26 protein-coding genes are annotated in these 26,830 nt (G+C 53.2%); 12 read left to right on the top strand and 14 right to left on the bottom strand.

Features of this window, described 5'->3' with window-relative positions:
• The first annotated feature begins 7 nt into the window (after positions 1-7).
• Complete coding sequence (locus BLR06_RS14900; protein WP_092074400.1) at positions 8-1,732, top strand: ABC transporter ATP-binding protein; 1,725 nt, start codon at positions 8-10, stop codon at positions 1,730-1,732.
• A complete protein-coding gene (locus BLR06_RS14905) occupies positions 1,729-3,588 on the top strand; it encodes an ABC transporter ATP-binding protein (RefSeq protein WP_092074401.1) in 1,860 nt (619 codons plus the stop codon). The genes BLR06_RS14900 and BLR06_RS14905 overlap by 4 nt, the downstream gene beginning before the upstream one ends.
• A 37-nt stretch (positions 3,589-3,625) precedes the next feature.
• Here BLR06_RS14905 and BLR06_RS14910 read toward each other — a convergent pair whose 3' ends face one another.
• Complete coding sequence (locus BLR06_RS14910; RefSeq protein ID WP_092074402.1) at positions 3,626-4,774, bottom strand: tRNA nucleotidyltransferase/poly(A) polymerase-related protein; 1,149 nt, start codon at positions 4,772-4,774, stop codon at positions 3,626-3,628.
• 84 nt (positions 4,775-4,858) lie between these two features.
• Positions 4,859-5,542 (bottom strand): CPBP family intramembrane glutamic endopeptidase, encoded by a 684-nt coding sequence (locus BLR06_RS14915; RefSeq protein WP_092074403.1) that lies wholly within the window; start codon positions 5,540-5,542, stop codon positions 4,859-4,861.
• 502 nt (positions 5,543-6,044) lie between these two features.
• On the opposite strand from BLR06_RS14915, the gene glpA reads away from it, so the two are divergent.
• The 7 genes from glpA (at position 6,045) to BLR06_RS14950 (ending at position 14,788) form a co-directional block, all read left to right on the top strand.
• Complete coding sequence (glpA, locus tag BLR06_RS14920) at positions 6,045-7,658, top strand: anaerobic glycerol-3-phosphate dehydrogenase subunit GlpA (RefSeq protein ID WP_173813063.1); 1,614 nt, start codon at positions 6,045-6,047, stop codon at positions 7,656-7,658.
• Between the two features lie 95 nt (positions 7,659-7,753).
• Positions 7,754-9,082, top strand: coding sequence for a RuBisCO large subunit C-terminal-like domain-containing protein (locus tag BLR06_RS14925; RefSeq protein ID WP_092074405.1), 1,329 nt, complete (start codon positions 7,754-7,756; stop codon positions 9,080-9,082).
• A gap of 203 nt (positions 9,083-9,285) precedes the next feature.
• On the top strand, positions 9,286-10,788 hold the full coding sequence (glpK, locus tag BLR06_RS14930; RefSeq protein WP_092074477.1) for a glycerol kinase GlpK: 1,503 nt from the start codon (positions 9,286-9,288) through the stop codon (positions 10,786-10,788).
• A 100-nt stretch (positions 10,789-10,888) separates the two neighbouring features.
• Entirely contained in the window at positions 10,889-11,632 is a 744-nt protein-coding gene (locus BLR06_RS14935; protein ID WP_092074406.1) for an MIP/aquaporin family protein, read from the top strand.
• Positions 11,633-11,759: 127 nt separating this feature from the next.
• Positions 11,760-12,869 (top strand): FAD-binding protein, encoded by a 1,110-nt coding sequence (locus BLR06_RS14940; protein WP_173813061.1) that lies wholly within the window; start codon positions 11,760-11,762, stop codon positions 12,867-12,869.
• Between the two features lie 5 nt (positions 12,870-12,874).
• Positions 12,875-14,065 (top strand): anaerobic glycerol-3-phosphate dehydrogenase subunit C, encoded by a 1,191-nt coding sequence (locus BLR06_RS14945; protein WP_092074408.1) that lies wholly within the window; start codon positions 12,875-12,877, stop codon positions 14,063-14,065.
• Positions 14,066-14,170: 105 nt separating this feature from the next.
• On the top strand, positions 14,171-14,788 hold the full coding sequence (locus tag BLR06_RS14950; protein ID WP_092074409.1) for a glycerol-3-phosphate responsive antiterminator: 618 nt from the start codon (positions 14,171-14,173) through the stop codon (positions 14,786-14,788).
• A gap of 231 nt (positions 14,789-15,019) precedes the next feature.
• Here BLR06_RS14950 and BLR06_RS14955 read toward each other — a convergent pair whose 3' ends face one another.
• Both BLR06_RS14955 and BLR06_RS14960 read right to left on the bottom strand, forming a co-directional pair.
• Positions 15,020-15,190 (bottom strand): ribbon-helix-helix domain-containing protein, encoded by a 171-nt coding sequence (locus BLR06_RS14955; RefSeq protein ID WP_092074410.1) that lies wholly within the window; start codon positions 15,188-15,190, stop codon positions 15,020-15,022.
• Positions 15,191-15,323: 133 nt separating this feature from the next.
• Positions 15,324-15,503 carry a ribbon-helix-helix domain-containing protein gene (locus tag BLR06_RS14960; RefSeq protein ID WP_092074411.1) on the bottom strand — a complete coding sequence of 60 codons (180 nt, stop codon included), beginning with the start codon at positions 15,501-15,503 and terminating at the stop codon, positions 15,324-15,326.
• Between the two features lie 119 nt (positions 15,504-15,622).
• Here BLR06_RS14960 and BLR06_RS14965 point away from each other — a divergent pair, with 119 nt between their 5' ends.
• The 3 genes from BLR06_RS14965 to BLR06_RS14975 all read left to right on the top strand — a co-directional run bounded on the left by BLR06_RS14965 (position 15,623) and on the right by BLR06_RS14975 (position 18,924).
• Entirely contained in the window at positions 15,623-15,844 is a 222-nt protein-coding gene (locus BLR06_RS14965; RefSeq protein ID WP_139164510.1) for a hypothetical protein, read from the top strand.
• Between the two features lie 602 nt (positions 15,845-16,446).
• Positions 16,447-18,027, top strand: a complete 1,581-nt coding sequence (locus tag BLR06_RS14970) for an AsmA family protein (RefSeq protein WP_092074413.1) — start codon at positions 16,447-16,449, stop codon at positions 18,025-18,027.
• A 24-nt stretch (positions 18,028-18,051) separates the two neighbouring features.
• Entirely contained in the window at positions 18,052-18,924 is an 873-nt protein-coding gene (locus BLR06_RS14975; RefSeq protein WP_092074414.1) for an inverse autotransporter beta domain-containing protein, read from the top strand.
• Positions 18,925-19,184: 260 nt separating this feature from the next.
• Here the strand turns inward: BLR06_RS14975 and BLR06_RS14980 are convergent, their stop codons facing one another.
• From BLR06_RS14980 to BLR06_RS15025, 10 genes are all read right to left on the bottom strand, one after another.
• On the bottom strand, positions 19,185-19,577 hold the full coding sequence (locus BLR06_RS14980) for a secondary thiamine-phosphate synthase enzyme YjbQ (RefSeq protein WP_173813059.1): 393 nt from the start codon (positions 19,575-19,577) through the stop codon (positions 19,185-19,187).
• A 133-nt stretch (positions 19,578-19,710) separates the two neighbouring features.
• Positions 19,711-20,367 carry a histidine phosphatase family protein gene (locus BLR06_RS14985; protein WP_092074416.1) on the bottom strand — a complete coding sequence of 219 codons (657 nt, stop codon included), beginning with the start codon at positions 20,365-20,367 and terminating at the stop codon, positions 19,711-19,713.
• Between the two features lie 50 nt (positions 20,368-20,417).
• Positions 20,418-21,782, bottom strand: coding sequence for a DVU_1553 family AMP-dependent CoA ligase (locus BLR06_RS14990; protein WP_092074417.1), 1,365 nt, complete (start codon positions 21,780-21,782; stop codon positions 20,418-20,420).
• On the bottom strand, positions 21,779-23,194 hold the full coding sequence (gene trsS, locus BLR06_RS14995; protein ID WP_245698168.1) for a radical SAM (seleno)protein TrsS: 1,416 nt from the start codon (positions 23,192-23,194) through the stop codon (positions 21,779-21,781). The genes BLR06_RS14990 and trsS overlap by 4 nt, the downstream gene beginning before the upstream one ends.
• Entirely contained in the window at positions 23,181-23,495 is a 315-nt protein-coding gene (locus BLR06_RS15000; RefSeq protein WP_139164512.1) for a hypothetical protein, read from the bottom strand. Before BLR06_RS15000 ends, trsS begins: the two co-directional genes overlap by 14 nt.
• Positions 23,492-24,616 (bottom strand): aminotransferase class V-fold PLP-dependent enzyme, encoded by a 1,125-nt coding sequence (locus BLR06_RS15005; protein WP_092074420.1) that lies wholly within the window; start codon positions 24,614-24,616, stop codon positions 23,492-23,494. Before BLR06_RS15005 ends, BLR06_RS15000 begins: the two co-directional genes overlap by 4 nt.
• A 12-nt stretch (positions 24,617-24,628) precedes the next feature.
• Positions 24,629-25,159, bottom strand: coding sequence for an HD domain-containing protein (locus BLR06_RS15010; protein WP_245698173.1), 531 nt, complete (start codon positions 25,157-25,159; stop codon positions 24,629-24,631).
• A 91-nt stretch (positions 25,160-25,250) separates the two neighbouring features.
• On the bottom strand, positions 25,251-25,700 hold the full coding sequence (locus BLR06_RS15015) for a DVU_1555 family C-GCAxxG-C-C protein (protein WP_092074422.1): 450 nt from the start codon (positions 25,698-25,700) through the stop codon (positions 25,251-25,253).
• Positions 25,701-25,915: 215 nt separating this feature from the next.
• Positions 25,916-26,617 carry a DVU_1556 family methyltransferase gene (trsM, locus tag BLR06_RS15020; RefSeq protein WP_092074423.1) on the bottom strand — a complete coding sequence of 234 codons (702 nt, stop codon included), beginning with the start codon at positions 26,615-26,617 and terminating at the stop codon, positions 25,916-25,918.
• Positions 26,617-26,826, bottom strand: coding sequence for a DVU_1557 family redox protein (locus BLR06_RS15025; protein WP_092074424.1), 210 nt, complete (start codon positions 26,824-26,826; stop codon positions 26,617-26,619). The genes trsM and BLR06_RS15025 overlap by 1 nt, the downstream gene beginning before the upstream one ends.
• Positions 26,827-26,830 lie beyond the last annotated feature (4 nt).

Genomic DNA, 26,830 nt, shown 5'->3' on the forward strand with positions numbered 1-26,830 from the left:
TGATTCAGTGCACTTGCTTTGGGACTGTTTAAAACCGTATAAACTGTCTGTTGCGGCTCTTTTATTGTTTTTGGTTATTCAGTCAGCCTGTGAAATTCTGTTGCCAACCCTGGTAGCGGACTTGATTAATCAAGGCATTCAAACAGCGAATGCCCATTTTATTAAAACAACAGGAATGCGCATGCTGCTGGCCGCTATCGCAGCCCTGCTTTGCTCTCTGGCCTCCGGTTTGATTTCCGCCCGTATTTCCACCAGGATTAGTGCAGATTTACGACAGCAAATTTTTTTTAAAGTGCAGGAGTTTTCGTCCAGTGAAATGAACCTGTTCGGGGTTTCCTCGCTGATCACCCGTACCACCAATGACATTACCCGGATTCAAACATTTTTACTTTATTTGTTGAAAATGGGTATACTTACTCCGCTAATGATGCTTAGCGGCATCATTATGGCTGTTTTTACCAGCGGCCGCCTGTCGCTGGTCCTTATTGTTACTTTGCCGGTCATGTCTTTGGTTATCGCCTGGATTCTGGTCAGCATGATCGGTTACTACCGCAGTATGCAAGCCCAATTTGATTCGCTCAATTTGGTATTGCGCGAGAATCTTACCGGGATTCGCGTCATTCGGGCCTTTCAGCAGACCTGTCATGAAATGGCGCGGTTTGAAGGAGTCAATGAAGAATATACCCGCTTGTCCACGCACACCCAGCGGCTGGTCGGTGGTTTAATGCCAGCGGTTACGATTTTAATGAATATCACCACCGTTGCGGTCATGTTTTTCGGCGGCAGACTTGTTATGAACGCAGCAATGGATGTTGGCAGCCTGGTCGCTTATGTGCAATATATTACCCAAATTCTGTTGTCGGTGATGATGACATCAATGCTTTTTATGATGTATCCACGGCTGATCACTTCACTCACCCGGATTGTCACCGTATTGGAAACCAGTCCCGGCATTGTTGACGGCTCCCGGACTGAAGCCGGAATTCATACCGGTATTGTCGAATTTAAACAGGTCTATTTTACTTTTCCGCAGGCGGAAGAGGCTGTATTAAAGAATGTGACGTTTACTGCCTACCCCAATCAAATGACGGCCATTATCGGCGGTACCGGCAGCGGAAAGTCTACCATTGCCGGACTGCTGCTGCGTTTTTATGATGTCACGGCCGGTCAGATATTGATTGATGGAGTAGATGTCAGGGATTACACGTTGCATCATCTGCGCGAGAGCATCGGTTATGTTCCGCAAAAGGCAGTGTTATTTTCCAACACCATTGCCGGCAATCTTCGCTTCGGCAAGAAAAATGCCAGCAGGGAGGAACTGCTCAAGGCTGCCGGTATTGCCCAGGCCGCCGAGTTTATCGAGGCTAAAGAGGCGGGACTTGATACCCCCATTGCGCAGGGTGGAGCCAATATGTCGGGCGGTCAGAAACAGCGGCTCGCCATTGCCAGGGCGGTGATTAAAAAGCCGGCTGTCTATTTGCTGGACGATAGCTTTTCGGCATTGGACTACAAGACCGATCTGGCGGTACGCCAGGCGTTAAAGGCTGAAACAAAAGACGCGACGCTGATTGTCATTGCCCAGCGCATCAGCACCATTATTCACGCAGACCGCATTGTCGTTCTCAACGAGGGGCAAGTCGCCGACGTCGGTCATCATGGGGAGCTGATGGAGCGCTGCGGCATTTATCAGGAAATCGTCAGGTCGCAGTTTCAGCAGGAGGGATTAAGGTGAGCAACAACAAGCCCGGTTCTTATACAAATCGCCCGGCGATCGACGGAGACATTGAGAAGCCGCGGAATTTCGGCGATACAGGCCGGCGTCTGTTGCTCTATTTTACACAATTCAAAGGAAAATTACTTGCCGCTGTTTCCATGACGGTGTTAAGCACGGTATTTACTGTTTTGGCGCCGGAAATTTTAGGCCGGGTGACCACACAGCTGTACCGGGGTGTGACTACGGGAATTTTTCACTGGGACAGGATGATAACAACGCTGCTGCTTTTGACCGTTATCTATTTGATTTCCCAGGTGTTTGCCTTTGGACAAAATTTTCTGATGGCTGAGATCATATCCCGTATCATTTATCTGATCAGAAAAGATCTTAATACAAAGCTCAACCGGCTGCCACTGCGGTTTTTAGACAGCAAAACGCATGGGGAACTATTGAGCCGGGTTACCAATGATGTTGAAACTGTCAGTTCTACCTTGCAGCATAGCTTTACCCAGATACTTTCTTCTCTAACCACCCTGGCGGGAATCGCAGTGATGATGGTATTTATGAATGTCTGGATATCACTGGTCGCTTTTGCGGTTATACCGCTTGCACTTTTCACCTCATCAGCGGTCATTGCGGCATCCAGGAAATATTTTATCAATCAGCAGGCTTTTATTGGCGCTATGAACGGGCATGTGGAAGAAATGTACACAGGCTATAGCGTGGTGAGAAGCTTTAATTACGAAGAAGAAGCCAAGGCCCGCTTTAGCGACTTAAATAAAAAAATCCTGAATAATTCGTGGCGCGCCGAATTTTTATCAGGGATATTATCGCCTTTAGCCGCATTTTTAGGCAATATCGGGTATGTAGGCGTTGCTGTTACGGGCTGTTTTTTTGCCATTCGCGGCCAGATTGAAGTTGGCCAAATTCAGGCCTTTTTGCAATATGTCAGACAGTTTAACCACCCTATCAGTATACTTTCCAATGCGGCGGGAACTTTGCAGGCCGCACTGGCTGCTACTGAAAGAATTTTTGAAATTCTGGATGAAGCGGAGGAAAGTGCGGAAAATCCCTTGCCGGTAAAGCTGGAACATGTCCAAGGAAATGTTTCCATCCGGCAGGTAAGCTTTTCTTACCTGCCGGGGCAGCCTGTCATCCATGATTTTAATTTGGAGGTCAAAAGCGGTCAAACGGTGGCCATTGTCGGCCCCACCGGATCGGGTAAAACAACGTTGATCAATTTGCTGCTGCGTTTTTATGATGTGGATGAAGGCAGTATAAAAATTGACGGTATTGATATCCGGGATATGAAACGGGATGATTTGCGCGGCATCTTTGGCATGGTACTGCAGGATACCTGGCTGTTTAACGGGACAATTGAAGAAAATATTGCCTATGGCCGGCAGGGAGCCAGCCGGCAGGAGGTGGTTGACGCCGCCAAAACCGCTTATGCTCATCAATTTATCAAAACATTGCCAAACAACTATGATATGCGGATTAGTGAAGATGCCGGCAATCTTTCACAAGGGCAGAAGCAGTTGCTCACCATTGCCCGGGCTATTATCGCCGATCCGCCAATTCTCATCCTCGATGAAGCCACAAGCTCGGTCGATACCCGCACCGAGGTTTTCATTCAAACCGCGATGAACAGGATGATGCAGGGAAGGACCAGCTTTGTCATTGCTCACCGGCTGTCTACCATTCGTAACGCCGATATTATCCTGGTACTGAATGACGGGGATATTGTGGAAAAGGGAAGTCACACAGAACTGCTGGCGCAAAAGGGGTTTTACCATAGTCTTTACAACAGTCAGTTCGCAGCTGGGCAGACCGGAGCTGCCCTCACCCCGGTGGTTGAAGGTCCGCCGCACTAAGAAGCCGGCTGTGGTTAAACATGGACGGGACAGTCCGTTAAGTTTCAACCTTTTCCGCAAAAACCTTCGCAATGGCTTCAATCTGTTTTTGACGGTACCAGCTGCCAAGCTCTTTTCCTTTTAATACCGCAGGAGCGACATTCCGCTCCAGGGTGAGCAAGGTCTTAAACTCACTCAGGGGCGGGATATGAATGTTTACGGCCTGCGAAATGAGATCAAACTCTGCTGCCGACAGTACGCCCCGTCTTAAACCGCCGATTGCCGCCACGATGTTTTCCGGGTTCAGAACTTCCAGTGTTTTCATGGTTTTACCGGCTGCTGCGGCTGCCTGCAGCCATTCTCCCGGCAAAGTCATGCGGTTATTCCAGCGGCTCAGGCTTTCCGGGTTCAGTTCCAGCCCCAATGCGGCAAACCTGACCTTGGGGCTTACCGTTACTTTCGCCACGGCATCCAGCTGGGCCATGGCCTGCTCAAATTTTTCTTGTGGCAAATCCGCCAGCTCTTTAAAAACACTGGTCAATAAACCACACTGTAACAGCACTGTAAAAAAGCGCGCCGGTGCCTGCGCCGCCGCCAGAACCTTGGTCAATTCAACCACAGCCCGTTCGGGCGGCTCATTTTCCAGTTCACCGGCAACGGTCCCCGCAAGGAGCAGCGTATCCGCGTCGATCTCAAACGCTAACCGCGCCGCTTGTCCGGCCAGCCGTAAAGCCCGTATCGGGTCATCGGCAAAGTGCCTGCCTGTGGCGCGGAGAATTTTGCTCCCGATATCCCGGATCCCGCCAAACGGGTCAGTGACCGCCCTCGTCAAGCAATCGACGGCAATGGCATTCACGGTCGTATCGCGCCGGAAAAGGTCTTGTTCAATGGTGATTTTAGGATTTGATGCGATCTTAAACCCCTTGTACCCGGCGCCGTCTTTGCGCTCCGTTCTGGCAAAGGCCACTTCACACATCCGGCCTTCAACAAGCAGACGGAATACCGGAAAATACTGGCCGCATTCTTTGGCAGCAGGAAATAACAGCTTAAAGTTTTTCTTAACCATGCCAACGACGCAAAAATCAATGTCTTTGGGGGGCAACCCCCGCATCGTATCGCGGACACACCCTCCGACCCGATAAAGGCGCCCGCCGTTGGCGGCAATGGTTTCAGCCAACAGCCGCTCTGTGATGATCGTATCTTCCACGTTTAATGTTCCCCCTTGCTTAATGGCCTTTGATGCCGGACAACTGCATCAGGCAGCTTAATGATCCATGGTTTTGATGAAATATCAGGCTCCTAAAGCATTGGCTGCCAAATTATTGATGCTGTGGATGACGATACAAACCCACAGCGAATCCGTTTTCTTCAATACATAGCCTTGCATCATACTAAAAATAAAGATAAAAGCAAACAGCGCAATCTTTAAAAACAGCGTTGCCGGCAGCATATTCAGCGCAAGCCATCCCGGAAAATGAATGAACAAAAACAATAACGAGGTAATCAAATTCGCTAATCCGAAATTTATATAAGCCGCTATCTTTTGCAGCAGAAAGCCTCTGAATAAGATTTCTTCCGTAAAGCCAACCAATATAACGCCTTTAATCCATTTATTTGCAGCAAAATCCAGATTAAACCGGAGTTCTTCCCCGATGACGATTGTTCCAATGAACTGGTAGGCAACAAAAAACAGGCTGACGCAAACAGCCCATTTTACCCCTGCCCCCGTAATACTTCTTAGTCTTAGCGCAGTGAACGCAGCTCTGTTTTCATACTTCAAATAAACGAAGACCGGCAGCGTCCACAGGAGTAGTTTAACAACATCATATCGATATAATCCCGGATATTGCATTTTAAAAACAGACGCCACTTCAAAATTATAGAACGTCCACAATGAAAAAAACACAACGATATAGCCGGCCAAACCAGCCAGGGGCATTTTACTTTCTCTATTCGTTCTACCGCTTGCCCACACAGGTGTTTCCCCCCTATAAAACAGCCTGGTCTGCCAGGGTCATTGTCCAAGCCACTCTTTGCTAATTTTCCCTATGATTGCCGGGACTCCTGCAATGAACAAAAAGAAAAGCCGCTTCCCCGCATTTCGCGAGGCTTGAGGCTCTGCTCATATTGCTGAAAACAAGGCTGTTCTTGCTGGCTGCTATACGGGCAAGAATGCCCGGTCAGCGGGATATATTACAGCTCCATGGTTGCGCCGCAGTAATGACCTTATCCAGGACTAAAAATAAACTGAAAATTAACTATTGTCAAAATTAAATAATTATTTTATAATTAACTTAAGGTAATTTTACAATTGAATAGTGACAGGGTAATTCAGGGTTTCGAAGTGATACTCAGGGTATCCGGCCTGAATATACCAGGGATCAAGAGGATATGAAAGATCCCCATAGGGACTGTAGGAAGAAATTCCTATAGTTTCTATGGGGATTTCTATTTTCTTCACAAAGGGGGTAAGAAAATTGGCAAGAACCCAGGTGGTGGTCATTGGCGGAGGATGTACCGGGACCGGTATCTTGCGGGATCTGGCATTAAGGGGCATTCCGGCGGTCTTGTTTGAAACGCGGGACTTATCCCACGGGGCCACCGGACGGTGTCACGGTTTGCTGCACAGCGGAGCGCGGTATGCCGTCCGGGATATTGATGCGGCCAGGGAATGCATTGAGGAAAATGCCATTCTTAAAGCGACTGCGGCCTGCTGTATTGAAGATACCGGCGGGATGTTCGTTCATTTACAACAGGACGATGCGGAATATGTAAAACAGTTTGTCAGCGGCTGTAACCAGGCCGGCATCGGTATTGCAGAATTGTCGCCCCGGGAGGTTCAGGAACGTGAGCCGAATGTGACGACCAAAATAACCAGAGCCTACAGTGTCCCTGACGCCCATATTGATGTTTTTCAGCTTACCGCGCTTAACGCGCAGGATGCGGTGGACGCCGGGGCGACGGTTAAAACGTATAGTGAAGTCACCGCAATCAAGACGAACAACCGGCGGGTGCGGGGCGTCCGTTACCGTGACACGCTGACCGGCGAGGAAGGCGAGCTGGCCTGCGAAGTTGTGGTCAATGCGGCTGGCCCATGGGGAGCGCTGGTGGCGGCGCTGGTGGGTATTGAAGTAAATATTGTCTGTAATCGCGGCAGTCTGGTGATCTTCAATCAGCGGATTACCCACGGCACGGTGAACCGGCTGAAGGTTCCCGGCGACTGTGATCTGATCGTACCGGGCGGGCCGGTCTCAATCCTGGGCACCACCTCCATCAATGTGGCCCACCCGGAAATCATGGATATCAATCCCGGTGAAGTGGATTATATGCTGGGCTTGGCGGCGGTTACCTTTCCCGGGTTGCACAAGGCCAGGATAATCAGGGCTTTTTCCGGCATACGGCCCTTATACAGCCCCAAAGCCGCCGTTGCCGGCGGCGGCAGGGAAATCAGCCGCAATTTCGTTTTACTGGACCACCGGGCGGAAGACGAGCTGGAAGGGTTTGTCTCCATTCTGGGCGGGAAGCTTACCACGTACCGGTTGATGGCCCAGGTCACCACCGACCTGGTCTGCCGCAAACTGGCAGTCAATAAGGAATGCGTAACGCATCAGCGGGTATTGCGGCCGCCGGCGAAACGCGGCAGTATGGCGGAAGCCGGGCAATATCTGCCGTTACCGGCGCTGGAAAAGGCAAGTCACCGCTTGGGCTGTAATTTGCCGCTGGTGGTGGACAAAATCCGCCGGGATCCGTTACAGGCGGAAATCATCTGCGAATGCGAATTTGTCACCAGGGCCGAGCTGGAACTGGCGGTGGAGGGCAGGATTACCATTCCGGCCCGGACCATCGGCGACATCGGGCGACGAACGCGGCTGGGGCTGGGAACCTGCCAGGGAAACTTTTGCGGTTATAAGGCCATGCTGGCGGTTTATGAACAGGGGATCTGGCGGGGTGAACAGGCCAGGGCGGAATTGGCCAATTTCCTGAAAGAACGCTGGAAAGGACAGCAACTAGTGCCGCATGGCAAGCAGAACCAGCAATTGGCGCTCAGCCGCCAGTTATACGAGCAAACGTTAAACTGCGTCCGGCCTTAGTGCTGAGGGATTCAGGCTGAGGAGGTGAACTGTTGTCAGGCTGCGGCGAAAGCCGGGATTTACCATGTGATTAACAAACAAAGGAGATGTCGAAAATGAAAGAATTGTATCATCCCAGTCTCTTTCCGCTGGCGGAAGGGATTAACAGTGAAGATTATGTTATTGCCACCTATTTGGTCGCCGGCGGCGCCCAGGCTGATTTGGTGGCAAAGTCCGCGGCGCTGGCCATTGAACAGTCGTCCGGTTCATGGTTTGCCGTGCCGGGCGAAACCGAAGAAGTCCGGGCCAGAAGCTCCGCTAAAATTATCGGTATTTACAGCGTGCCCAACTATGAATTAATTGCGCAGCTGCCCAAGGATCAGCCCCGGTATTTTATTCTGCGCTGCGCTTTTCCCTGGATTAACTTTTATGACAATATTCCGTTAATGCTGTCTTCGGTTATCGGCAATATTTCTTCCATGCCGAACCTGAAGCTGGTTGATCTGGAATTTCCCGCAAGTTTCCTGAAGCAGTTTAAAGGACCGAAATTCGGAATCGAGGGACTGCGCAAATTAATGAATATTCCCAAGCGGCCGATTGTCAACAATATGATAAAACCCTGCACCGGCATTACACCGGCGGAAGGGGCGGAGCTGTTTTACAATGCCGCAGTCGGGGGCACCGACTGGATCAAGGATGACGAGCTGATTGCCGGCAGCCCGGCCTTCTCGCCGCTGGAAGAAAGAGTCAAGGCCTACATGGCGGCTGCCAGGCGGGCCGACCAGGAAAAAGGCGAAATGACGCTGTATACCGTCAATATCACCGATGAAATTGTGCGTCTTAAGGACAATGCTTACCGGGCGATTGAAGCCGGCGCCAATGCGATCATGGTGAATGTCTTCGGCGTAGGGTATTCCGGCTTGCGGTTGTTGGCGGAAGACCCGCAGATTAATGTTCCGATTTGCGTGCACACCTGCTATGGCGGCGCCCAGACGGTAGCCCCCAATCAGGGGATGAGCACCGAAGTGGCGCAAAAGCTGATTCGGCTGTGCGGCGGCGACATGTCGCTGAACGTGGCGCCATCCGCCAAATTCAACGCCTTAAAAGAAAAATTTGTTCGTACCTGGCAGGTGGGCTACTCCAAAATGCACCACATCAAACAGACCTTCACCCACATTGGCGGCGGGGTGACACCGGGCATGGTGCCCTACCTGATGGAAAACCTCGGATCGGATATTATCATCGGCGTCGGCGCCGGCATCCATGGACATCCGCAGGGGCCAAAAGCCGGAGCCATTGCCTTCCGGCAAAGTATTGACGCTGTCATGAACGGCATTGATATCACCGAAGCGGCCCAAAAACAGCCGGAATTGGCCGGTGCGCTTAAAACCTGGGGCGTTTACGGGGTGGATGACTATGACAAACTCTATGATATTGAATCGTAATATGGCTGAATTAAATAAGGCAGGCTGCATCCGGGAATAGCCGGCGCCATCCTGATACGGTATTGAGCGGAATTTGTAACGGTATCGGTGCGGCTGCAGGCTGCGGGAAGTGAAACTTAAGCATCAGAAGGAATTCTTCTGATGCCGGTTTCACATCTACCGGGTTGATTTTTTAAAAAATAATGAACGGGGGCAAAAGTATGATGGGCAAAAAATATATTATGGCGTTGGACGCAGGCACTACCGGGGTTAGAGCCATCATTTTCGGCAAAACCGGCTGCATCATCGGCGATGCTTCACGGGAGTTTGCGCAGATATTTCCCAAACCGGGCTGGGTTGAACACGATGCGGCAGAAATACTGGAATCCCAGATTGAGGTGGCCCGGCAGGCCATTAACAAAGCCGGGATATGTCCGGAGGAAATACGGGCGATTGGGGTAACCAACCAACGGGAGAGCGCGGTTATCTGGGATAAGTCGACCGGTAAACCGGTTTATAACGCCATTTGCTGGCAGTCGCGGCAAACGGCCGAAATTGTGGAAAAATGGGTGGAGTCCGGCCTGACCGATGAAATCAGGGAAAAGACCGGCCTGGTAATTGACGCTTATTTTTCCGCTTCAAAAATTCCCTGGATTTTAAGCGAGGTGAGCGGGGCGCGCCAGCGGGCGGAAAACGGGGAACTGCTATTTGGGACAATCGACACCTGGCTGATCTGGAACCTTACCGGTGGTAAAAGCCATCTTACCGACTATTCCAATGCATCGCGGACAATGCTCTATAATATTGTCAAAATGGACTGGGATGAGGAGTTATGCCGGAAGATGGATATACCCATGGCAATATTGCCCAGGGTTATCGACTCCAACGGTGATTATGGCACAACCAAGGCGGCGTTATTCGGCGCGGAAATTCCGATCAGAGGCGACGCCGGCGATCAGCAGGCCGCCCTGTTTGGCCAGGCTTGCTTTAAGCCCGGCATGGCGAAAAATACGTTCGGCACCGCCGGCGTGTATGTGATGAATACAGGCGACAAGCCGTTATTTAAGGAGGGGCTGACGACTACAATCGCCTGGGGGCTGAACGGTAAAATCAGTTATGGCCTGGAAGGCGTTATCTTTATTTCAGGCGCTGCCATCCAATGGCTGCGGGATGAGGCGAAAATTATCTATACTGCGGCCGATACCGAGTGGTACGGCTTTATGGTGCCCGATACCGGCGGCGTTTATCTGGTGCCGGCATTTGTCGGTTTGTGCGCGCCTTACTGGGATATGTACGCCCGGGGTATGATTATCGGCATCACCCGCGGTACGACCAGAAACCATTTAATCCGGGCCGGACTGGAAGCTTTGGCTTACCAGACCAAAGATATCATCAACGCCGTAATGAAAGATGGCACCATTGCCATAACCGAATTGCGGGTGGACGGCGGCGCCGTTAAGAACAGCCTGCTGTGCCAGTTCCAATCCGATATTTTAGGCGTAAAGGTAATTCGGCCGAAAATAACCGAAATGACGGCGCTGGGAGCCGCATATCTGGCCGGACTGGGCAGCGGCCTGTGGGCGAGTACCGATGAAATTGCTGAACAGTGGGAAGTGGATAAGGAATTCCAGCCTGAAATGGCGCCCGAATATCGGGATAATCTATACCATGGCTGGCAGGAAGCAGTTAAATTAACCAGAGGCTGGGCCAATAAAGTCAAAGTCTGATAATTAAAGTCATAATATTGCGATAATTAAACGGAAACAAAATAAATTGCAGCTTTATTTAGGAATATTGAAAATTTTACTAAAAAAGGAGAGCGGCTGTATGACGAATTTATTTGGTGAATTTTTTGGGACCTTTGTTTTGATTAGTTTTGGTTGCGCGGTTTGCGCCAATTTGACGCTGAAAAACTCCAAAGGCGCCGGCGGCGGCGGCGCCTGGCTGACGGTGACTGCCGCCTGGGGCTTTGCCGTAGTGCTCGGAGCATCCAGCGCGATTACGACAGGCGCGCCGCAGGCTGATTTGAATCCGGCCATTACGCTGGCCAAATCAATGATTGGTGTTTATGAGCCGGGGCATGCTGTGATGACCATGCTGGTACAAATCGCCGGCGCTTTTGCCGGGGCCTGCGTTGCCTGGCTGGCTTATCTGCCGCACTGGGGGATTACCGAGGATAAAGTGGCCAAATTAGGGGTATTTTCGACAGTGCCGGCGGTTCGCAATACCGGAGCCAATATTATCTGCGAGATTGTGGCCACAATGTTTCTGATTGTGCTGGTATTTGTGCTTTTTTCTAAAGAATTAAGTAATGGCGGCGCTGATTTCGCCGCCGGCTTTGGACCCTATCTGGTCGGTATTCTGGTCTGGTCTGTGGGCCTTTCCTTTGGCGGACCGACCGGTTATGCGATCAACCCGGCCCGTGATCTTGGGCCCCGTATTGCGCATGCGGTACTGCCGATTGCCGGCAAGGGCTCGTCAGACTGGGGCTATGCCTGGATTCCGGTGGCCGGGCCGATGATTGCCGGGGTTTTGGCTGTAGTAATCAGCAGGGCGATTGGTATTGTATAGAGAGCGGCGAGTTACGCGAACAATGTTATTTTGCACCAGGTTCGGAGGGAGCTCGGCTTCCTCCGGCCTAAAACTGGCGTTATTCGGTTGATGCAACCGACTTTAGATGTTAGGTCAGGTGATGAATTTGGCGAACAAGCAGAAAAATGTGGTAGTGATTGGCGGAGGCTTGGCCGGAATAGTCGCCGCCGCAGCAGCCGCCGGGCAGGGGGCTGCCGTGACTTTGGCGACCAGCGGCCCCGGCACTTTGGCGCTGGGCGGCGGCAGTATAAGTTTTGCGGGAATGGACACCGGACGGTCTTATTTAAAACCGGCAGTGCAGTTTTTTCAGGAAATAACTGCCGCGGCCGGCTGTGATTATCGAGGCAATAGCGGGACATTGGCGCAGGTGCCCACCGCTATGGGCAGCTTCCAGGCAGTGTCGATGGCGCCGGCAGCAATCTGGGCCGGCCGGCCGGTTGCCGGCAGCCGGGTGCTGGTAACCGGTATCCGGGGGTTGAGCGGCTTTAATGCCGGTTTCACCGCGGAGCTGTTAACCGCTGCCGCCGCTCAAGCCGGACTGGAAATGAAATATAGCGGCCTGACTGTTGTCATACCCTGGCTGCCGAACGGGAGCTTTAATACATTGGATGCGGCCAATTACCTGGAAACAGAGTCCAACCGGGATAAACTGGCCCGCATTCTGCAGCCGCTGGCTAAGGGTTATCATTTGGTTTTGTTGCCGGCAATACTGGGGCATACCACAGCCAGCAGTGCGTTGGCGCGATTTACGGACATCATTGGTTGTCCTGCCGGCGAGTTGAATACGGTACCGCCGGCGGTGACCGGGTTGAGAATCTACAGCCGGCTGCAAAAATATCTGCAGCAGGCCGGGGTGGAAATGAATTTGGCTTATCCTGTCCAGACTTTGCAGATTCGGGATGGGCGCTGTGCGGCGGCAGTGCTGGCTACGCCCGGCCGAAAACGGGTCATCCGGGCCGACAGCTTCATTATTGCCAGCGGCAGGATCAATCAATACAAGGTGGTTATCGATAAGGACAGCAGCGGCAATAGTGAAGAGCTGCAGGTGGATGCCGCCGCTAATGAATACCTGCAATTGCTGGATAACGAAAACCGGCCGGTGGCCGCCAATCTATTCGGGGCTGGCAGCCTTCTGGCCGATTATAACCGGCAGAGCGGCAATGCTCTGGCCATACTGACGGGATACCAGGCCGGAATTCTGGCCGCGGGGGGGTGAGTGGCATGGCAAATGACCGTATGAATTTGGATGCTTGCTTTAAATGCTCTTTTTGCAATGCGGTATGCCCGCTGCTGCGGGTACGCCCTGATTATCCCGGTCCGAAAAAGCTTGGTTCGGATATTGAGCGGTTTCGCCGGGAAGGGATCCATTGCGAGCTGGAATGGGCGGATTATTGTCTGGGCTGCGGGCAGTGCGCGCTAATCTGTCCCAATCAGGTTCAGGTAGCCGAATCTATTGCCGAGGCCAGGACGCATCAGAAAAAAAACGGGACGAAAAAACTGCGTGATTATTTATTTGCCCGGCCTGCTCTGCTCGGCAAAATGAATACTTTCGCCGCTCCGGTGAGCAATCTGGCCCTGCGGGCGGCCAAAGCGCTGCTGCCGCTGGGCGGCATTACCGCCAACCGGACTTTGCCGCCCTATACCGGACGGCGGCTGACCGGCTCGTCCGGAACTGCCTTGCAGGAAACGATCGTGTTGTTTCCCGGCTGCTTTATTCAATATAATGATCCCGGCGCGGGTGAGGCTGCGGTAAAGGTATTGGCGAAAGCCGGCTATCGGGTGGAAATTGCCCGGACCGCCTGCTGCGGCCTCCCGGCCGGCAGTGACAAAGCGGAAATGCTGCGTGACGCCGAACACAATGTGCTGGCCCTGGAAGACTGGGTTAGCCGCGGCTGCCGGATTGTAACCGCCTGCACCAGTTGCGGTCATACTTTGAAAGCGAAGTATGCCGGACTGTTTGCCGCTGATGCCCATTTAGGCAAAGTAGCCGAAAAAATTGCCGCCAGTACGTATGATTTGGGTGAATTGCTGGCCGATTTACAGCAAGAAGGCCGGTTTGTTTTACCAGCGCAGGCGGCGGCCCGCAAACTGGCTTACCATGCTCCCTGCCATCAGAAAGCCCAGGGTATGGGGAAACCCTGGCTTAAGTTATTGCGGTCCATCGCCGGACTGCAGGTGTCTGACATTGACTGCGGCTGTTGCGGCATGTCGGGAACTTACGGCTTTAAACAGGAAAAATACGATATTTCCATGGCAATTGGCCAAGCTTTGTTTGCCGCCGTTGAGGAGTATAATCCTGATCAGGCTGTTACCGAGTGCGCTACCTGCCGGCTGCAAATCAGGCATGGCACCGGTTATCCGGCGCTGCATCCGGTGGAAATAGTAGCGCAGATCATGGAGGGCGCAGAGTGAGGCAATGGGACACCTCGGATTAAATATGTTGCCGATGGAGGAATATCCGCAATTATCGCCAAATCAATTCGAGAGTCGAATATTTGTTGGAAAGGACTGGAGCATATGATTTCCGCAGCCAAAGTTTTAACAGCACTGCAGCATTGTCCGATTATTGCGTCCCTGCAAAACGCTGAGCTGATTCCGCTGGCCGTCAGCAGCAAGGTGCAGGTGATTATGGTTTCCTCCGGTGATATTTTCAATATCGTGGATATGTGCCGGCAGCTGCGTCAACATAATAAAATCGTGCTGGCGCATCTTGATATGATTGGCGGTATGGGCAGGGACAAAGTTGCCGTCCGCTACCTCAAAGAGAAAGCCGGGGTGGACGGTATTGTCACGCCCAATGGGCAGTTGATCGCCTCCGGTCATAAGGAGGGACTGATTACAGCGCAGCGGATTTTCGCTCATGATACTCCGTCGGTAACCAGCGGAATCAATGCGCTGCGCCAGTCAAAACCGGATTTTATTGAAATCATGCCGGGCATTGCGGTTTTAAAGGTCTATGAGCTGATCCGGCGGCACTTTCCGCAGCCGGTGATTGCCGCCGGGCTGGTTAGAAGCACGCAGGATGTCAGGCAAATCTTAAAGGCCGGAGCGGTCGGCGCCGACACCAGCAATCAGCAATTATGGAATTATACCGTACAAGCCGGTTGCAGCAGCGCCCCCAAACCATCCTGCTGAGAATGTGAACATTGAAGGCGTAAGGCCAGCCGCCCGGTTGTCCCTCCTGCGTTTTGCGATTCGCCGGGCCATTAAGGAACCAAACAGCATAAGCTCCTGAGCGCGGCTAAGGGATAAGTAAAGGCAGTACAGCTGAGAGCTGTACTGCCTTTACTTATCGGATTTCGCTTTTTCGGGGTGGCTCGAGGCTATACCGAACTTTTTACGGCCGGACTTATTTATGATGAGACTTTAGCTTTTTTTCAGTTTTTTATGTTTTTTTAACAAATCCTCAATTGCTTCGTCCAATAGCCTGGTTTTTGGTATTCTCGTTTGTTTGGCAAGTTCGTCAAACTCTTTCATTAAATCGTTTTTCAGCGACGAAGTAAAGCGGGTTCGATAGCGTAAATAAGGTTCTGCCATTTATTTGCCTCCAATACTTAATATTACTTATAGTGTATTGGATAAGCTATATGAATGTAACTGGTTGTATATAGTTGCATATAGTCATTATATAGTGTATATTTTTGTTAATGGCGGAGTCAGATCAAGAAAATTAATCTTTCTGTTCTTTAATTTTGATACCGTATTTTTGTAATAAGTCCGCAAGCGCTTCATCCATTAGCCAGCTTTTCGGTTGTTTCTTCTGTTTGGCCAACAGGAAAAAGGCATCCAGAATTTCATTTTTTATTGACGTTGTAAACCGTTTTCTATATTTCAAATCATTATAGGCCATATTTTTATTTTACTTCCTGTTTTTTATCTCTCAGGGGATTGTATATTTTATGCTACATTAAAACAATTGACGTAAAGTCGCTTAAGTTTATGTTGTATGGCGGAAAAGAGGGATTGGTAATGGATTTAAAAGCAAAATATTGCAAAAGTCAGGAGGAAGAAAGGCTGGTAACCTTTACCATTAATAATGAAAGGCATGAGTGTGTCAATTTAATCCCGGCGAAATGCCGGCTGCTGTATGAAGGAAATACCGCAAACTATTATTTACTGGTTGATCGTTCGCTTTATCAGGCGGAGAATGATTGCGGCGTGTTCCGTTTTGAATACATAAAGGAAATATAGGTGAAATTTTTGTAAAAAAGCGGTCACGCCTCTGGGGCCTGGACGTGTCAAGCCTGAAGGGCATTCTTGCTTTGCGTCTTTTTGTAGCAGATTCAGCTGTAATTGAGGAACGAAATACCAATAGCATCTGGAAAGCATAACATGATATGATAATAAACAGGAGAAGTTGCCGGCAGTCCGGCAACACCTGCGTTTCAGGCATCGCCGCCGACAGTCCCAATCACCTGACTTATCATAATATAAACCTATTGGCAGGTGAAGGAAGAACTGAACAAGAATATTTTATCACTACCGGATGTGGCAGCCGGCCCGCATGCCGAATAGGCATGACCAAACTTTACCAGGCTTTAAAGCGTATTATAAAACTGACCATTGCCGATTACATACGCCGGGGGGGAAATGAACGATGCCTTGCGACTGTTATCCAATGATGAGCTGAGCATGCAAAATATCAGTACTTTTCCGGGCTGTGAAAGTCCCGGTAATTTTACTGTTGCTTTTAAGAGGGTTCATGATTTTACGCCGCGGGTGCGAGAAGACGGTTAATATTTAATATGTCTTTCCGAATGAAGAAAACTTAATCACAGACAGGGAGGCGCGGTATGAGATCTTGGTTGATCAGTCATAAAAAAAGTTTGACAGGATTGCTGCTGTTGCTGGTTTTATTGATCGGAGGCTGGCAATTTGTCTCGGCTAAGCTGGCCCAGACGCTGCAGGCAACGTTGCTTGAGCGGGCGGGCAATGCGGTAAACGGCAGGATTACGGTAGGGAAAATAGACTTAAGTTTGTCCGGCCGCATTCGTATCCGGGATATCGCTCTTTATGACCGGGAAGGAGCGCTTTTATTGCAGAGTCCGTCGGTGAAGATTCGTTACCGTTGGTCCGATTTAACCAGTGGCAGTCTGGGATTGCCCCAGGTTGAGCAGGTGCTGCTGGAGCAGTCTGAAATTTTTGTTAAGCAGAATGGCGCTGCGTTTAACTGGAATGGGTTCCTGAAGGAAGATGAAGAGTCCCATTCGACGGTAAACGCCTTCCACGGCAAGGTTGTGCTTGAGAACAGCGTGATCTTTTTGGATACAGCCCTGGGAGAGCGGACTCTGACCGGAATCAACGGCAGCTTTGACTGGCGGCAGGCCCCGGTGATCGCACTGCAGGCCGGAGGAATGCTTGGGAAGGATGCTTTTACTGTGCAGGGCTCCTGGGCAGGGGAAATCGTACTTCAAGCCGAAACGCTGGATTTAGCGGGATTCAGCGATCTGCTGGCGCTTGGCGACACCACGCTTGAAGCGGGGACAGTGCGTGATTTGGCCGTGTATGTCACGCAGGATGAGAAGGGAACGCTCAGCTACCATGCCAAGGGCGTTATGGATGGCGTAAAGGCCGCTGGAGCCTTTGCCCTGCAGGAGGGAAAGAGCGATTTTCAATTGGACGCGGACGGAGTTACCTTTACCGGTCTGTCCGGGCTGGTGTCCGGGCAGCAGGTAAACGGACAGGGAACTGTTTTCTGGGGCAGCGGTCAGCCTCAGCTTGATTTTACCCTGAATTTACCTAATGTTGACGCTGCTGCATTTGTATCCGGCCTGTCCGTTGGGCAGCCGCTGGTCATCGACGCCAGGGTTTCAGGCAGCGGCACTGCACCGGTTATTACGGGAGCTTTTAAGACTCATGAAGTGGGCCTTGGCGAAGTAGCGGCGAGCGATGTGGCCGGCAGCTTCCGTTTTGCAGACGGTCAGCTGGCTTTGGATCAGGTGCGGGGGAACGCTTATCAGGGCGTGCTCAATGCAGCGGGGCAGGTCGCCCCCGACACGCAGCAGTATCAATTCGCCGTTTCCGGCCAGGGGATGAACAGTTCCCGCCTGACTGACAAGGACGTGTCGGGTCCGCTTGATTTTACGGGTACGGTCAGCGGTCAGGGTGAATCGGCGGTAACCAGGGGGAATTTCATTATCAGGGACGGCAAGGCCTATGGACTTTCGTTTCAGTCACTGACAGGCTCTTTTGTTAAACAGGGAGATAAAACCGAAATCTCTGATATTGCCGTACATACTGCACTGGGTACTCTTTATCCTGAACAGCTCAGTCAGGAGGCGCTGGACATGTTGAAAGAAAAAGCGGTGCCTGTGTCGAAAACTGAATTGAGACAAGCGGTAACGGACCAGCTCAGGAAAAAGCTATTCCGGTAAGCGTATGGGCAAGGGAGCATAATAATGAGAGGAATACTTTTGGTCTTCATATTTTTGTCGCTGCTGCAGCCACCTGGCGCTGCGGCGGAGGAGGTCAGCTTAGAAGAGGGCTTGGCGAAGGTAGGAAATTCCTATCTTGACCAGGAACTCCGGAATTTTAAGAAAAGCGCCCGGTATGACTGGCTCGAGCGTACCGACCTCGGCCTGCGGTTACAAGCGGATGGAACGCCGGTTTATGTTATCGAGACCGTTCAGCCGCTTGGCGATCCGGCTGAGCGAATTACCAGCCTGACGCAGTTCAGGCTTGGCAATGACACCGGCGGCCTGGTGGCCAATGCCGGGATCGGACGCCGCATTCTTTCCGCCGATAAAGCTTCAATGTATACGGTGAGCATTTTTTATGATTATGGGTTTGATCACGGGCATGAAAGAATCGGCGGCAGTATTGAATATACCCGGGGACGCAATAAATACCAGGCCAATCTGTATTATGCCATTTCTGAGGCCAGGGCGGTAAATTCCTCAAATTCCCTGTATGAGCGGGCTTTGAGCGGTTATGATTATTCGGTCGGTACGACTTTGGCCTATGCGCCATGGGCCCAATTTTATATTAAGGGTTTTGGCTGGAATCATCGTGACTTGGCTGATGACGTTGATTTTAAGGTTTACACGCAGCTGCAGGTTACCCCAAGACTGAATATTGAATGGGGTTATCTGGATAATGACGGCGAGCATTACGGGAAGATATTATATTCACTTGGGACTAAGGGGCCGGCAATGATCGAAAAAGGTAAAAGGATCTTTCGAAATGAGGGTGAGAGGCTGTTTTTTGAACCGCGGTTAGAGAAGCTGCCTCATAAAAATGAGATTTATGTGGTGCCGGTGCAGGGGGATTGATCATGATAAAAGCCCCGTGCCGGCAAGGGCGATAGACGGTTGCAAACAGGGAAAGCTTTGCGGACCTGTCGGCGTCAAATAACAGCAGTATTTTGTTAAGCAGGAGTATCAATTGGATAGGCGGACAAGTCCGCGCTTTGCCGTTTCGGCGTTCAGAAGGATGCGAGCCACAAAGAAACTGCCGTCAAATCATTTGCAGAATGATTTGACGGCAGTTTCTTTGATTTTTTCAATGTCAGCAAAATAGTCCGGAGTTTAATCTAAGCCCCGCCAATGACCTGAATCCAGACATTCCTCCGGCGCGGCCCGTCAAACTCACAAAAATAAATACCCTGCCAGGTTCCCAGGCGCAAGCGGGCGGCGATGACCGGTACGGTAAGGGAACAACCGGTTAGTGAACTCTTTACATGCGCCGGGGAATTTCCCTCACGGTGGCGGTAAGGGAGGTCTGGCGTCATTTGCTTGAAGGCTGCCATCATATCGGCCAATACGTCGGGATCGGCGTTTTCGTTAATGGTTACTCCGGCGGTAGTGTGGGGAACAAATATCTGGCATAGGCCCTGGTGAATGCTGCTGCGCGCGACGATCGCGGCTACCTGCGCTGTAATGTCGATAAAGCCTTCGGCGGGGGTTTGAAGCGAGAACTGTTCCATCAGATCACCTCGTTCTTTATGATGTACTGGTCCGGGATACTATCATGTATTTTTCCCGCCGTCCGGCTGTTTTACCTGCCGGTCCTGGGCAAAAGCACGGAACAAATCAGGGAAGGTACATTGTTTTGCCGCTTTAACAGCAGCCGCCGCCGGAATAGCCGCAATCGGGAGCAGCTGCCGTTGGGCCAAGCCAGGCATTGAGCAGTTGAACCCGGTATTGCCGGTCGCTGTTGACGAGAATGTTCAGGCAGCCATAATCCTGCCCGATCCGGAACAGACCGGTGACAGGCATTCCCAGAGCCTGGCACAATAACAGCCGGTTGATTCCCGCATGGCCGACGATCAGAACATTTCCGGCTGTTGAGGCCAGGATTTCAGCCAGGGCGGCGTTGATCCTGTTTTGGCAGTCGGCGAAGCTTTCACCGCCGGGAATACGGTAATTGACAATATCCCGGCCACGTTCGGCATAGTCCGCCGGACACTGTCTGGCAATGTCGGCCAGGCTTTTTCCTTCCCATTGGCCCATGGCAATTTCCCGCAGATCGGCCCGGCTGACCGGAGTGAGTCCCCGCCCGGCGGCAATGATTGCGGCAGTGTGGGCGGAACGCGTTAAATCACTGCTGAAAATATGCCCGATTTCCTGCCGGGCCAGCGCCTGGCGCAGCAAGGCGGCCTGGCGAATACCCTCAGCCGACAACGGTACATCAATCTGGCCGATATAGCGGTGGTCGCTGTTGCCGTCGGCCGCTATCCGGCCATGCCGCGCCAGATAAATTTTTCTGTCTTGCATACGATTGTCACCACTTTCCTTCAAACTATGGAACAAGGCTTCAGCCGCGTTTATTCAGCCCGAAGCTGCTGCGGCGGCCCTCCGCCGGTCATACGCAGTCTCCGTTTTTCCGCCCGGAACGGCAATACGTCCCTACAGGAAATCCATTCTACGGCCAAATCGAATTGACCGGCCTGTTCGGCCCGTTGCAGGGCCGGTATTTGCTGCAAAGCTTTCCGGAGAAGGGCGGGGGCGGGAACGGGGAACCCTTCCAGCAAAACCAGGCAAAGCCTGAGCTTGAGCAGCGCGCTGCCATTATCGGCAACAGCGCTGAAGTCGGCGATCCCCGGCAGCGGCAACAGTGCTTCATCCAGGTCGGCCATGGTCAGTCCTCCGTTGCCGCCAAGCCGCAGCTGCCCGTCACAACGGCTCCTGATCCGTTCCAGCAGTCTAAGCCCGGCCCCGCAGGGACATGGTTCCGGCCTAAACCGGGAGATATCGCCGGTACGGTAGCGGATAAGCGGCATTCCCCGCCTGGTCAGTGTGGTAAAAACCACTTCTCCGTATTCGCCGTCAGGCAGCGGCAGGCCGGTCGCCGGGTCAATCACTTCCACATACAGGTCGGCTTCGCGCAAATGATAACCGGCATGAGCCGCACATTCAATGCCGCCGCCCAGTCCCATTTCGGTCATGCCGTAATGCCTGAACACTTCACAGCCCCAGATGCGCTTCAGTTCCCGCACCACAGCATCGGAAACGCAATCGGTGCTCAGCAGCGCCCGCTGCGGCGCCCAGCCGCCGCCGTTTTTTTCCCAGTAACGGGCCAGCGCCGCCGCTTGCACCGGTACACCGGCCAGACAGGTAATCCGCTCCCGCTTAATGAGGTTAAGGACAGCTGAAAGGCTGTCAACCAGTCCGTAAGGCACCGGCTCCGCTCCCAGCTGTTCCAGGCTCATCCTCAGCAGTTCGCCGACACTGCCGGGGCGCTCTCCCGGCAGCAGCACCAGCACCCGGTCGCCCGGGCCAGCCAGAGTGGACATGCCGCACCGGAAAAAATCAATGGTCAGTTCCTGGTCCTCGCGGGTAAAATATATCCGTTTGGGCTGTCCTGTGGTGCCGGAGGTGTCGAGCGTAACCACCCGGCTGATCTCGCTTTGGGAAACACAAAGCAGCTGCAGTCCCTGTTCCCTGACATCGGCCGGTAGGGTAAAAGGAAGGCTGGCAATCTGATCCAGGCTGGTCAGCAAATTGCCGCCGCCCAAGCCGGCCAGCCGGTCGCGGTAGAAGGGGCTGTGCTGTCTGGCCCAGCGAAGGGTGCTATTCAGGCTGGCCAGCTGATAAGCGCGAAGCTCTTCCTGGCAAATCCGGCTGCCGGCCGCCTGTATTTTAGCGGCTATCCAGGACGCCAGCGGGGTAACGGGCAGCTTGGCGTTCATTCGCCGCTCCGGTACAGCGGCCGGCCATGGCAGTCGGTTAAGTTGTAAGCGCAAAACGGAATAATCCGGCCATCCTGGCTGACGACATGGATAAAACACTCCCGGAGCCGTTCAAGATCCAGGGTCCAGGCATCCTGAAACGCCATTCCCGATACGGCCAGCTTATAGATGCTGACCCGTTCCAGAAATTCGTCCAGACTGGAAAAATGGCCGGCTGGGCGCTCCGGCAGCTCCGGTTTTATGACCGGAGCTGCCGCCTTGGCGGCCGACCATTGTTTGGCGACAAACTTCCGGGCGCGTTTGGCGCCGTTGGCGGCAGCCCGGGGCTGGCCGCAGCAGCCGGCCTCTTTGTCCGTTTGCAGTGGCTGCAGGCAACCGTCCGGCATCAGAATAAAATTGCCGTGAAATGAGCAATGGGCATGCTCACCGCCCGGCGGGACAAAATGCTTGGCTTTCATCAGCCCGCCCGTCTGCCATTCAATGTTTCTGATAACAGCCGGCAGGGTCAGGCGGTCTTTGTCCCGGGGATATTCCGGATAGCGGCCAAAATAGCTTACGGGCTGAAAATGAACGCCCCGCACCACCGGCATTTTACTTACGGCAAACTTCAAAATAGCGCCGATATCACCGTCATTAATCCCCGGCACGAGGGTCGGCACCAGCACAACGCCGATGCCGCAGGCGCTGCAATGATCGAGCACCGTCTTTTTTTGTTCCAGCAGCGGCCGGCCCCGCAAACGGGTATAAATGCCGTCATCCAGGCCGTCAAACTGGAGAAACACGCAATCCAAGCCGGCTTTTCCCAGTTGCCGGACATACTCCCGGTCGGCAGCCAGCCGCAGGCCATTGGTATTGAGCTGAATAAAGGAAAAGCCCAGCGTTTTTCCCAGGGCAATAATTTCCGGCAAATCGTCCCGTACCGTAGGTTCCCCGCCGGACAGCTGAATGTTGTACGGACCGCCGCTGTTCAGAAGCAAACGGTACCAGCCTTCGATCACGGCCAGCTCCGGTTCGGCCCGGCGCTCCTGCGCGGCAGCGGCGAAACAGACCGGGCAATGCAGATTGCAGTTAGGTGTAACCTCCAGCAATACGCAGCAGCTTTGCTGACGGTGATCCGGACACAGCCCGCAGTCGAACGGGCAGCCTTTGGCCGGCGCAGTGGCGCACACCGCCGGCGGCGAGGGCGTCCTGGCATAATTCCAGGTCTGATAGGCCGGTTTTCCCTGCCAGATCAGCACCGTAAAATCGCCATGTTCCGGACAGTTTTTTTGTAAATAAATATGGTCGCCCACAGCCACGCGCCGGGCGGAAATCCGGCGCAGGCATTCGGGGCAGACGCTTTCGGTTGTTGATAAAACAATGCCAGCTAGTTCCTGAAGTTGCGTCATTGGCAAATAACTACCTTTCCTCATCGTTTAAGCACCGGGCAATCAAATCCCGCAGCAGTTCTTCAAATTTCTGTTTGCCGCCTGCCGGGTCGGGCGAAGGAAAGCTTACTTTAATTACCTGGTCGTCAATAACCCCTTTGACTGTGGTCCCTTCCGGCAGAAGGGCCTGGAAATAAGGCCGGGGCAGGTTTCGCCGGCAATCCAGCTTTCCCAGACGGCCAAGCCGTTCGAGGAAGGTATCGCCGGTTCTGACTGGCAGCCGGTATTCGTAAATATGTGTCCCGCCAAAGCAGTTTTCAACTTTTTTCCCTTCAAAAGTATTCATTGCTGTAGCTGGCGGATGGCTGCCAGGCAATAGTCAATATCCTCATCCCGGGTGAAGCGGGACAGGCTGAAGCGCACCGTTCCCGCCGGCGCCGTGCCCAGGCAGGTGTGAATTCGCGGCGCGCAATGCAGGCCGGTGCGGCAAATGAGGTGAAAGCTCTTATGTAAAATATCCCCGGCATCCTCTATATTCCAGTTGGTCAGCGTAAAAGAGACTACCGGCGTTCCGGGCGGGGAAACGGCAATGACACTGGCGCCGGCTTCAGCCAGGCCCAGGGCTAGCCGTTTCGTCCGCTGCCGGAGGCCGGCGATGTCAAGCGGATTGCGGACATTCCAGGACAATGCGGCAGCCAGCCCGGCGAAAGCGGCATCATTTGGCGTCCCGGCTTCAAAGCGGCTCGGCAGGATCGGCGGCATTTCGGCCAGCTCACTCTGGATTCCGGTTCCCCCGACCCAGACCGGTTCCAGCTCCAGGCCGGGTGAAAGGTACAGCCCGCCCGTCCCGCCCGGGCCTAATAAATATTTGTGTCCGGTAAATGCAACCATATCAATTCCCCAGACATCCGGCAGCACCGGAACAAGGCCCAGCGTCTGAGACGCATCCAGCAGGGTGGCAGCACCGGCCTGTTTTGCCAGCCGCCCCAGCAGCGCCGCATCATTGACGGCGCCGGTAACATTGGAGGCATGCGTAAATACCGCCAGCTGAGGGGCCGTCTTGCGCAATGCCGTTTCCCACTGCTCCGGTTCAAGCCGCCCTTCCCGGCAGACCGGAGCGATATGCACGGTAAGCCGGTTCTTTTTGGCCAGATAATGCAGCGGGCGCAGCACGGAATTATGTTCGGCGGCAGTGGTCAGAACAGCTCCACCCGGCTTCCAGTGAAAGCCCTGCAGGGCTATATTGAGCGCGTGCGTGGCATTGGGAGTGAGAATAATCCGTTCCCGGTCCGGAACCTGCAGCAGGTCAGCCAATAGCTGGCGGCAGTTCCCGGGAATATCCGGAGCACTGAACCCCGATCGTCCGGCATGGTACGGCAATCCTTCGATATGGGCCGCTACTGCTTGACCTACCAGCGGTGCTTTGGGCCAGGAAGCAGCGGCATTGTTCACATAAACGTAACTCACAGGTTCTTCCCCCTATTGCAGAGCAATTTCCTCTAAATGGCTGATGCCCAGCAATTCGGTAATCCGGCTGCTGATGGCCTCGGCCGTCCGCTGCCGCCGGGTTATTGCCGCCAGTTTTTCCGGACTGCCGGAACCTTTGGCGAGCGCCGGCAGGAAGCGGTCGGCGAGACTGGCCAGACGATCCTCCTGCACAAGTTTATCGGCCAGAAAAACGATTGCCGCTTCATCAAGGTTGCTTTCCGCCGAAAAATCCATGTCCATATGAGAACCGACAATAGCGGCAAGGGTCTCAAAGCCCTGCGCTTTCATTAACTTTTCGCCCCGGCCGGCATGGTTGCGCTGGCCCTTGGCAATATCATGCAGCAGTCCGCCGGCAACTACCAGGTCTATATTAAGCTTCATACCGGCGGCATTTAAACAGCAGGCCAGACGCTTTCCCACCTCGGCGACCTTTCTGCCATGGGCAATAATCCGCTCATTGTTCTGATGACGGCGTAATATGGCCAGACATTCCGTATAGGCGGGTATTTCCCGGGCCTCCATTGAATCCACTCCTCCCGCTGTTTCGTTCCCTTTGCCGGCCTTATTTCGCCAGGCTGTCTCCGGCCGGATCTGTATCCGGTCAGCCCGCAGCCTAATAGGCCGTCTGCCCGGACAAATCATAGCCGCCTGCGGTCAAAATTTCCTCGACTTTACTCAGTGTTTGCAAGACCAGCTGCGGACACCGCATCATCCGGTTAGCCGGATTGTTTTCCAAAATATCGAAGCAGGCGATGCCGCCATACGGGGCAAGATTTTCTTCTTCAAACCATTCGACAAGTTCTTTCACCATTTCGTTCAGGCGGCTGTCCTCCATTTCCTCAGGCGTTCCTTTGCCGGCATACAAGCCGATAAGGCAGGCTCCGCCGGTTAAAGCGCCGCAGGTTTTGCCGCAAAATCCCATGCCGCCCACCAGGCCGGACATCGCCCGCACCACCTCGGGAATGTTTTTGCCCTGCGCTTCCAGTCCGATCAGCAGAAGGATCTGGCTGCAATAAAAACCCTGCTGTGATAGTTCCAGCATCTTCATAAACCTGTCTGTCATCCTTTTCCCGCCTCCACTGCAAATTTTCCCGGCAGGCCCGCAGGTCTGCTATTTTTCCGGCGATAGTACCAGCCGGGCCGACATTCTGCACTGGGGACAAAGCCGCCCCTCGTTGGTATTCGTGCATTTCCGGCAATATACGGTAAAACATCTCACACATTGGAATAAGGGCGTATCGTCTGTTTGGCCGGCGCACCGGGGACAAGCAGCTTTAGTCAAACCAGATCATCCTTCCGTTCGGTAACTTTTTCCGCCACCAGTAAAAAATAGCCCGGTTGTTGCGCGGTAAACAGCTCTTGCGTTCCCGGCGGTCTGTCCCGGCCGGCGCAGGTGCATTGCCAGAGCTTTTCCGCCGAACCGTATTTAAGGATAAAACGGGCCACAAATTCCTGCAGACAAGCCGACTGGTCTTCCGAGACAAGCGTACGAAACCCGCAGCCGGTCAGCAGCGACGCCCATTCTTCCCTGCTCATCAGTCCACCGTTGCGCCGGGTATTTACGCGCCGGGCGTACAGATCGGTGATTGCCAGCTTGCCTCCGGGGATAAGCACCCGGTTGATTTCAGCCAGCACTTTTCCGGCAGCCGGCATTACGGACAGGCTGCACTCAGCCAGAACGCCGTGTACGGCGGCGTCCGGCCAGGGCAGTGCTTCACCTGACGCCCGGACCAGCGCCAGTTCAGGCCGTCGGTTTCGTCCCTGTTCCAGCCGGGTTTTGTCCCGGTCGACTCCTGAAGCCCGTAAACCCCGGACGCCGCACAAATATTCCACCGTTACGCCGCCGCCGCAGCCGAGGTCAATGATTAACGCCCCGGCCGGGAAAGCGCAGTAATCCACCAGGCGGCCGGTTAGCGGCAGCCCGCCGGGATGCAGGGGTTCCTCCAGCCCAAGCACATGGTCGGTCATTTTCCTGTCCATTATTTATCCTCCAGTGCAGCTTCCACTTGCTGCATTTTTCCCTGAACCAGGTCTTCGGGAATATAAACCAGGCCGCATTGGGAACAGCGGTACAGTTCCACCGGAAAACTGCCGCCAAGGTAGGACAGGGTGACCTGTCCCGGCGTCAGCTGAATATTGCATTTGGCGCAAGTAATATTTAAGGGGTGTTCAATTGTTTTAGTGACCATCGGT

Origin of the sequence: Dendrosporobacter quercicolus, assembly GCF_900104455.1 — a bacterium.
In the GTDB taxonomy this organism is placed as follows: domain Bacteria; phylum Bacillota; class Negativicutes; order DSM-1736; family Dendrosporobacteraceae; genus Dendrosporobacter; species Dendrosporobacter quercicolus.

Coding starts and splice junctions, on each gene's coding strand:
- BLR06_RS15000 (WP_139164512.1), bottom strand. CDS start 23,495: ATGAATACTTTTGAAGGGAAAAAAGTTGAAAACTGCTTTGGCGGGACA.
- BLR06_RS14945 (WP_092074408.1), top strand. CDS start 12,875: ATGGCAAATGACCGTATGAATTTGGATGCTTGCTTTAAATGCTCTTTT.
- BLR06_RS14970 (WP_092074413.1), top strand. CDS start 16,447: ATGAGATCTTGGTTGATCAGTCATAAAAAAAGTTTGACAGGATTGCTG.
- BLR06_RS14985 (WP_092074416.1), bottom strand. CDS start 20,367: ATGCAAGACAGAAAAATTTATCTGGCGCGGCATGGCCGGATAGCGGCC.
- BLR06_RS15010 (WP_245698173.1), bottom strand. CDS start 25,159: ATGGAGGCCCGGGAAATACCCGCCTATACGGAATGTCTGGCCATATTA.
- BLR06_RS14975 (WP_092074414.1), top strand. CDS start 18,052: ATGAGAGGAATACTTTTGGTCTTCATATTTTTGTCGCTGCTGCAGCCA.
- BLR06_RS14960 (WP_092074411.1), bottom strand. CDS start 15,503: ATGGCCTATAATGATTTGAAATATAGAAAACGGTTTACAACGTCAATA.
- BLR06_RS14925 (WP_092074405.1), top strand. CDS start 7,754: ATGAAAGAATTGTATCATCCCAGTCTCTTTCCGCTGGCGGAAGGGATT.
- glpK (WP_092074477.1), top strand. CDS start 9,286: ATGGGCAAAAAATATATTATGGCGTTGGACGCAGGCACTACCGGGGTT.
- BLR06_RS14990 (WP_092074417.1), bottom strand. CDS start 21,782: ATGAACGCCAAGCTGCCCGTTACCCCGCTGGCGTCCTGGATAGCCGCT.
- BLR06_RS14965 (WP_139164510.1), top strand. CDS start 15,623: ATGGATTTAAAAGCAAAATATTGCAAAAGTCAGGAGGAAGAAAGGCTG.
- BLR06_RS15025 (WP_092074424.1), bottom strand. CDS start 26,826: ATGGTCACTAAAACAATTGAACACCCCTTAAATATTACTTGCGCCAAA.
- trsM (WP_092074423.1), bottom strand. CDS start 26,617: ATGGACAGGAAAATGACCGACCATGTGCTTGGGCTGGAGGAACCCCTG.
- BLR06_RS15015 (WP_092074422.1), bottom strand. CDS start 25,700: ATGACAGACAGGTTTATGAAGATGCTGGAACTATCACAGCAGGGTTTT.
- trsS (WP_245698168.1), bottom strand. CDS start 23,194: ATGAGGAAAGGTAGTTATTTGCCAATGACGCAACTTCAGGAACTAGCT.
- BLR06_RS14980 (WP_173813059.1), bottom strand. CDS start 19,577: ATGGAACAGTTCTCGCTTCAAACCCCCGCCGAAGGCTTTATCGACATT.
- BLR06_RS14955 (WP_092074410.1), bottom strand. CDS start 15,190: ATGGCAGAACCTTATTTACGCTATCGAACCCGCTTTACTTCGTCGCTG.
- BLR06_RS14935 (WP_092074406.1), top strand. CDS start 10,889: ATGACGAATTTATTTGGTGAATTTTTTGGGACCTTTGTTTTGATTAGT.
- BLR06_RS14950 (WP_092074409.1), top strand. CDS start 14,171: ATGATTTCCGCAGCCAAAGTTTTAACAGCACTGCAGCATTGTCCGATT.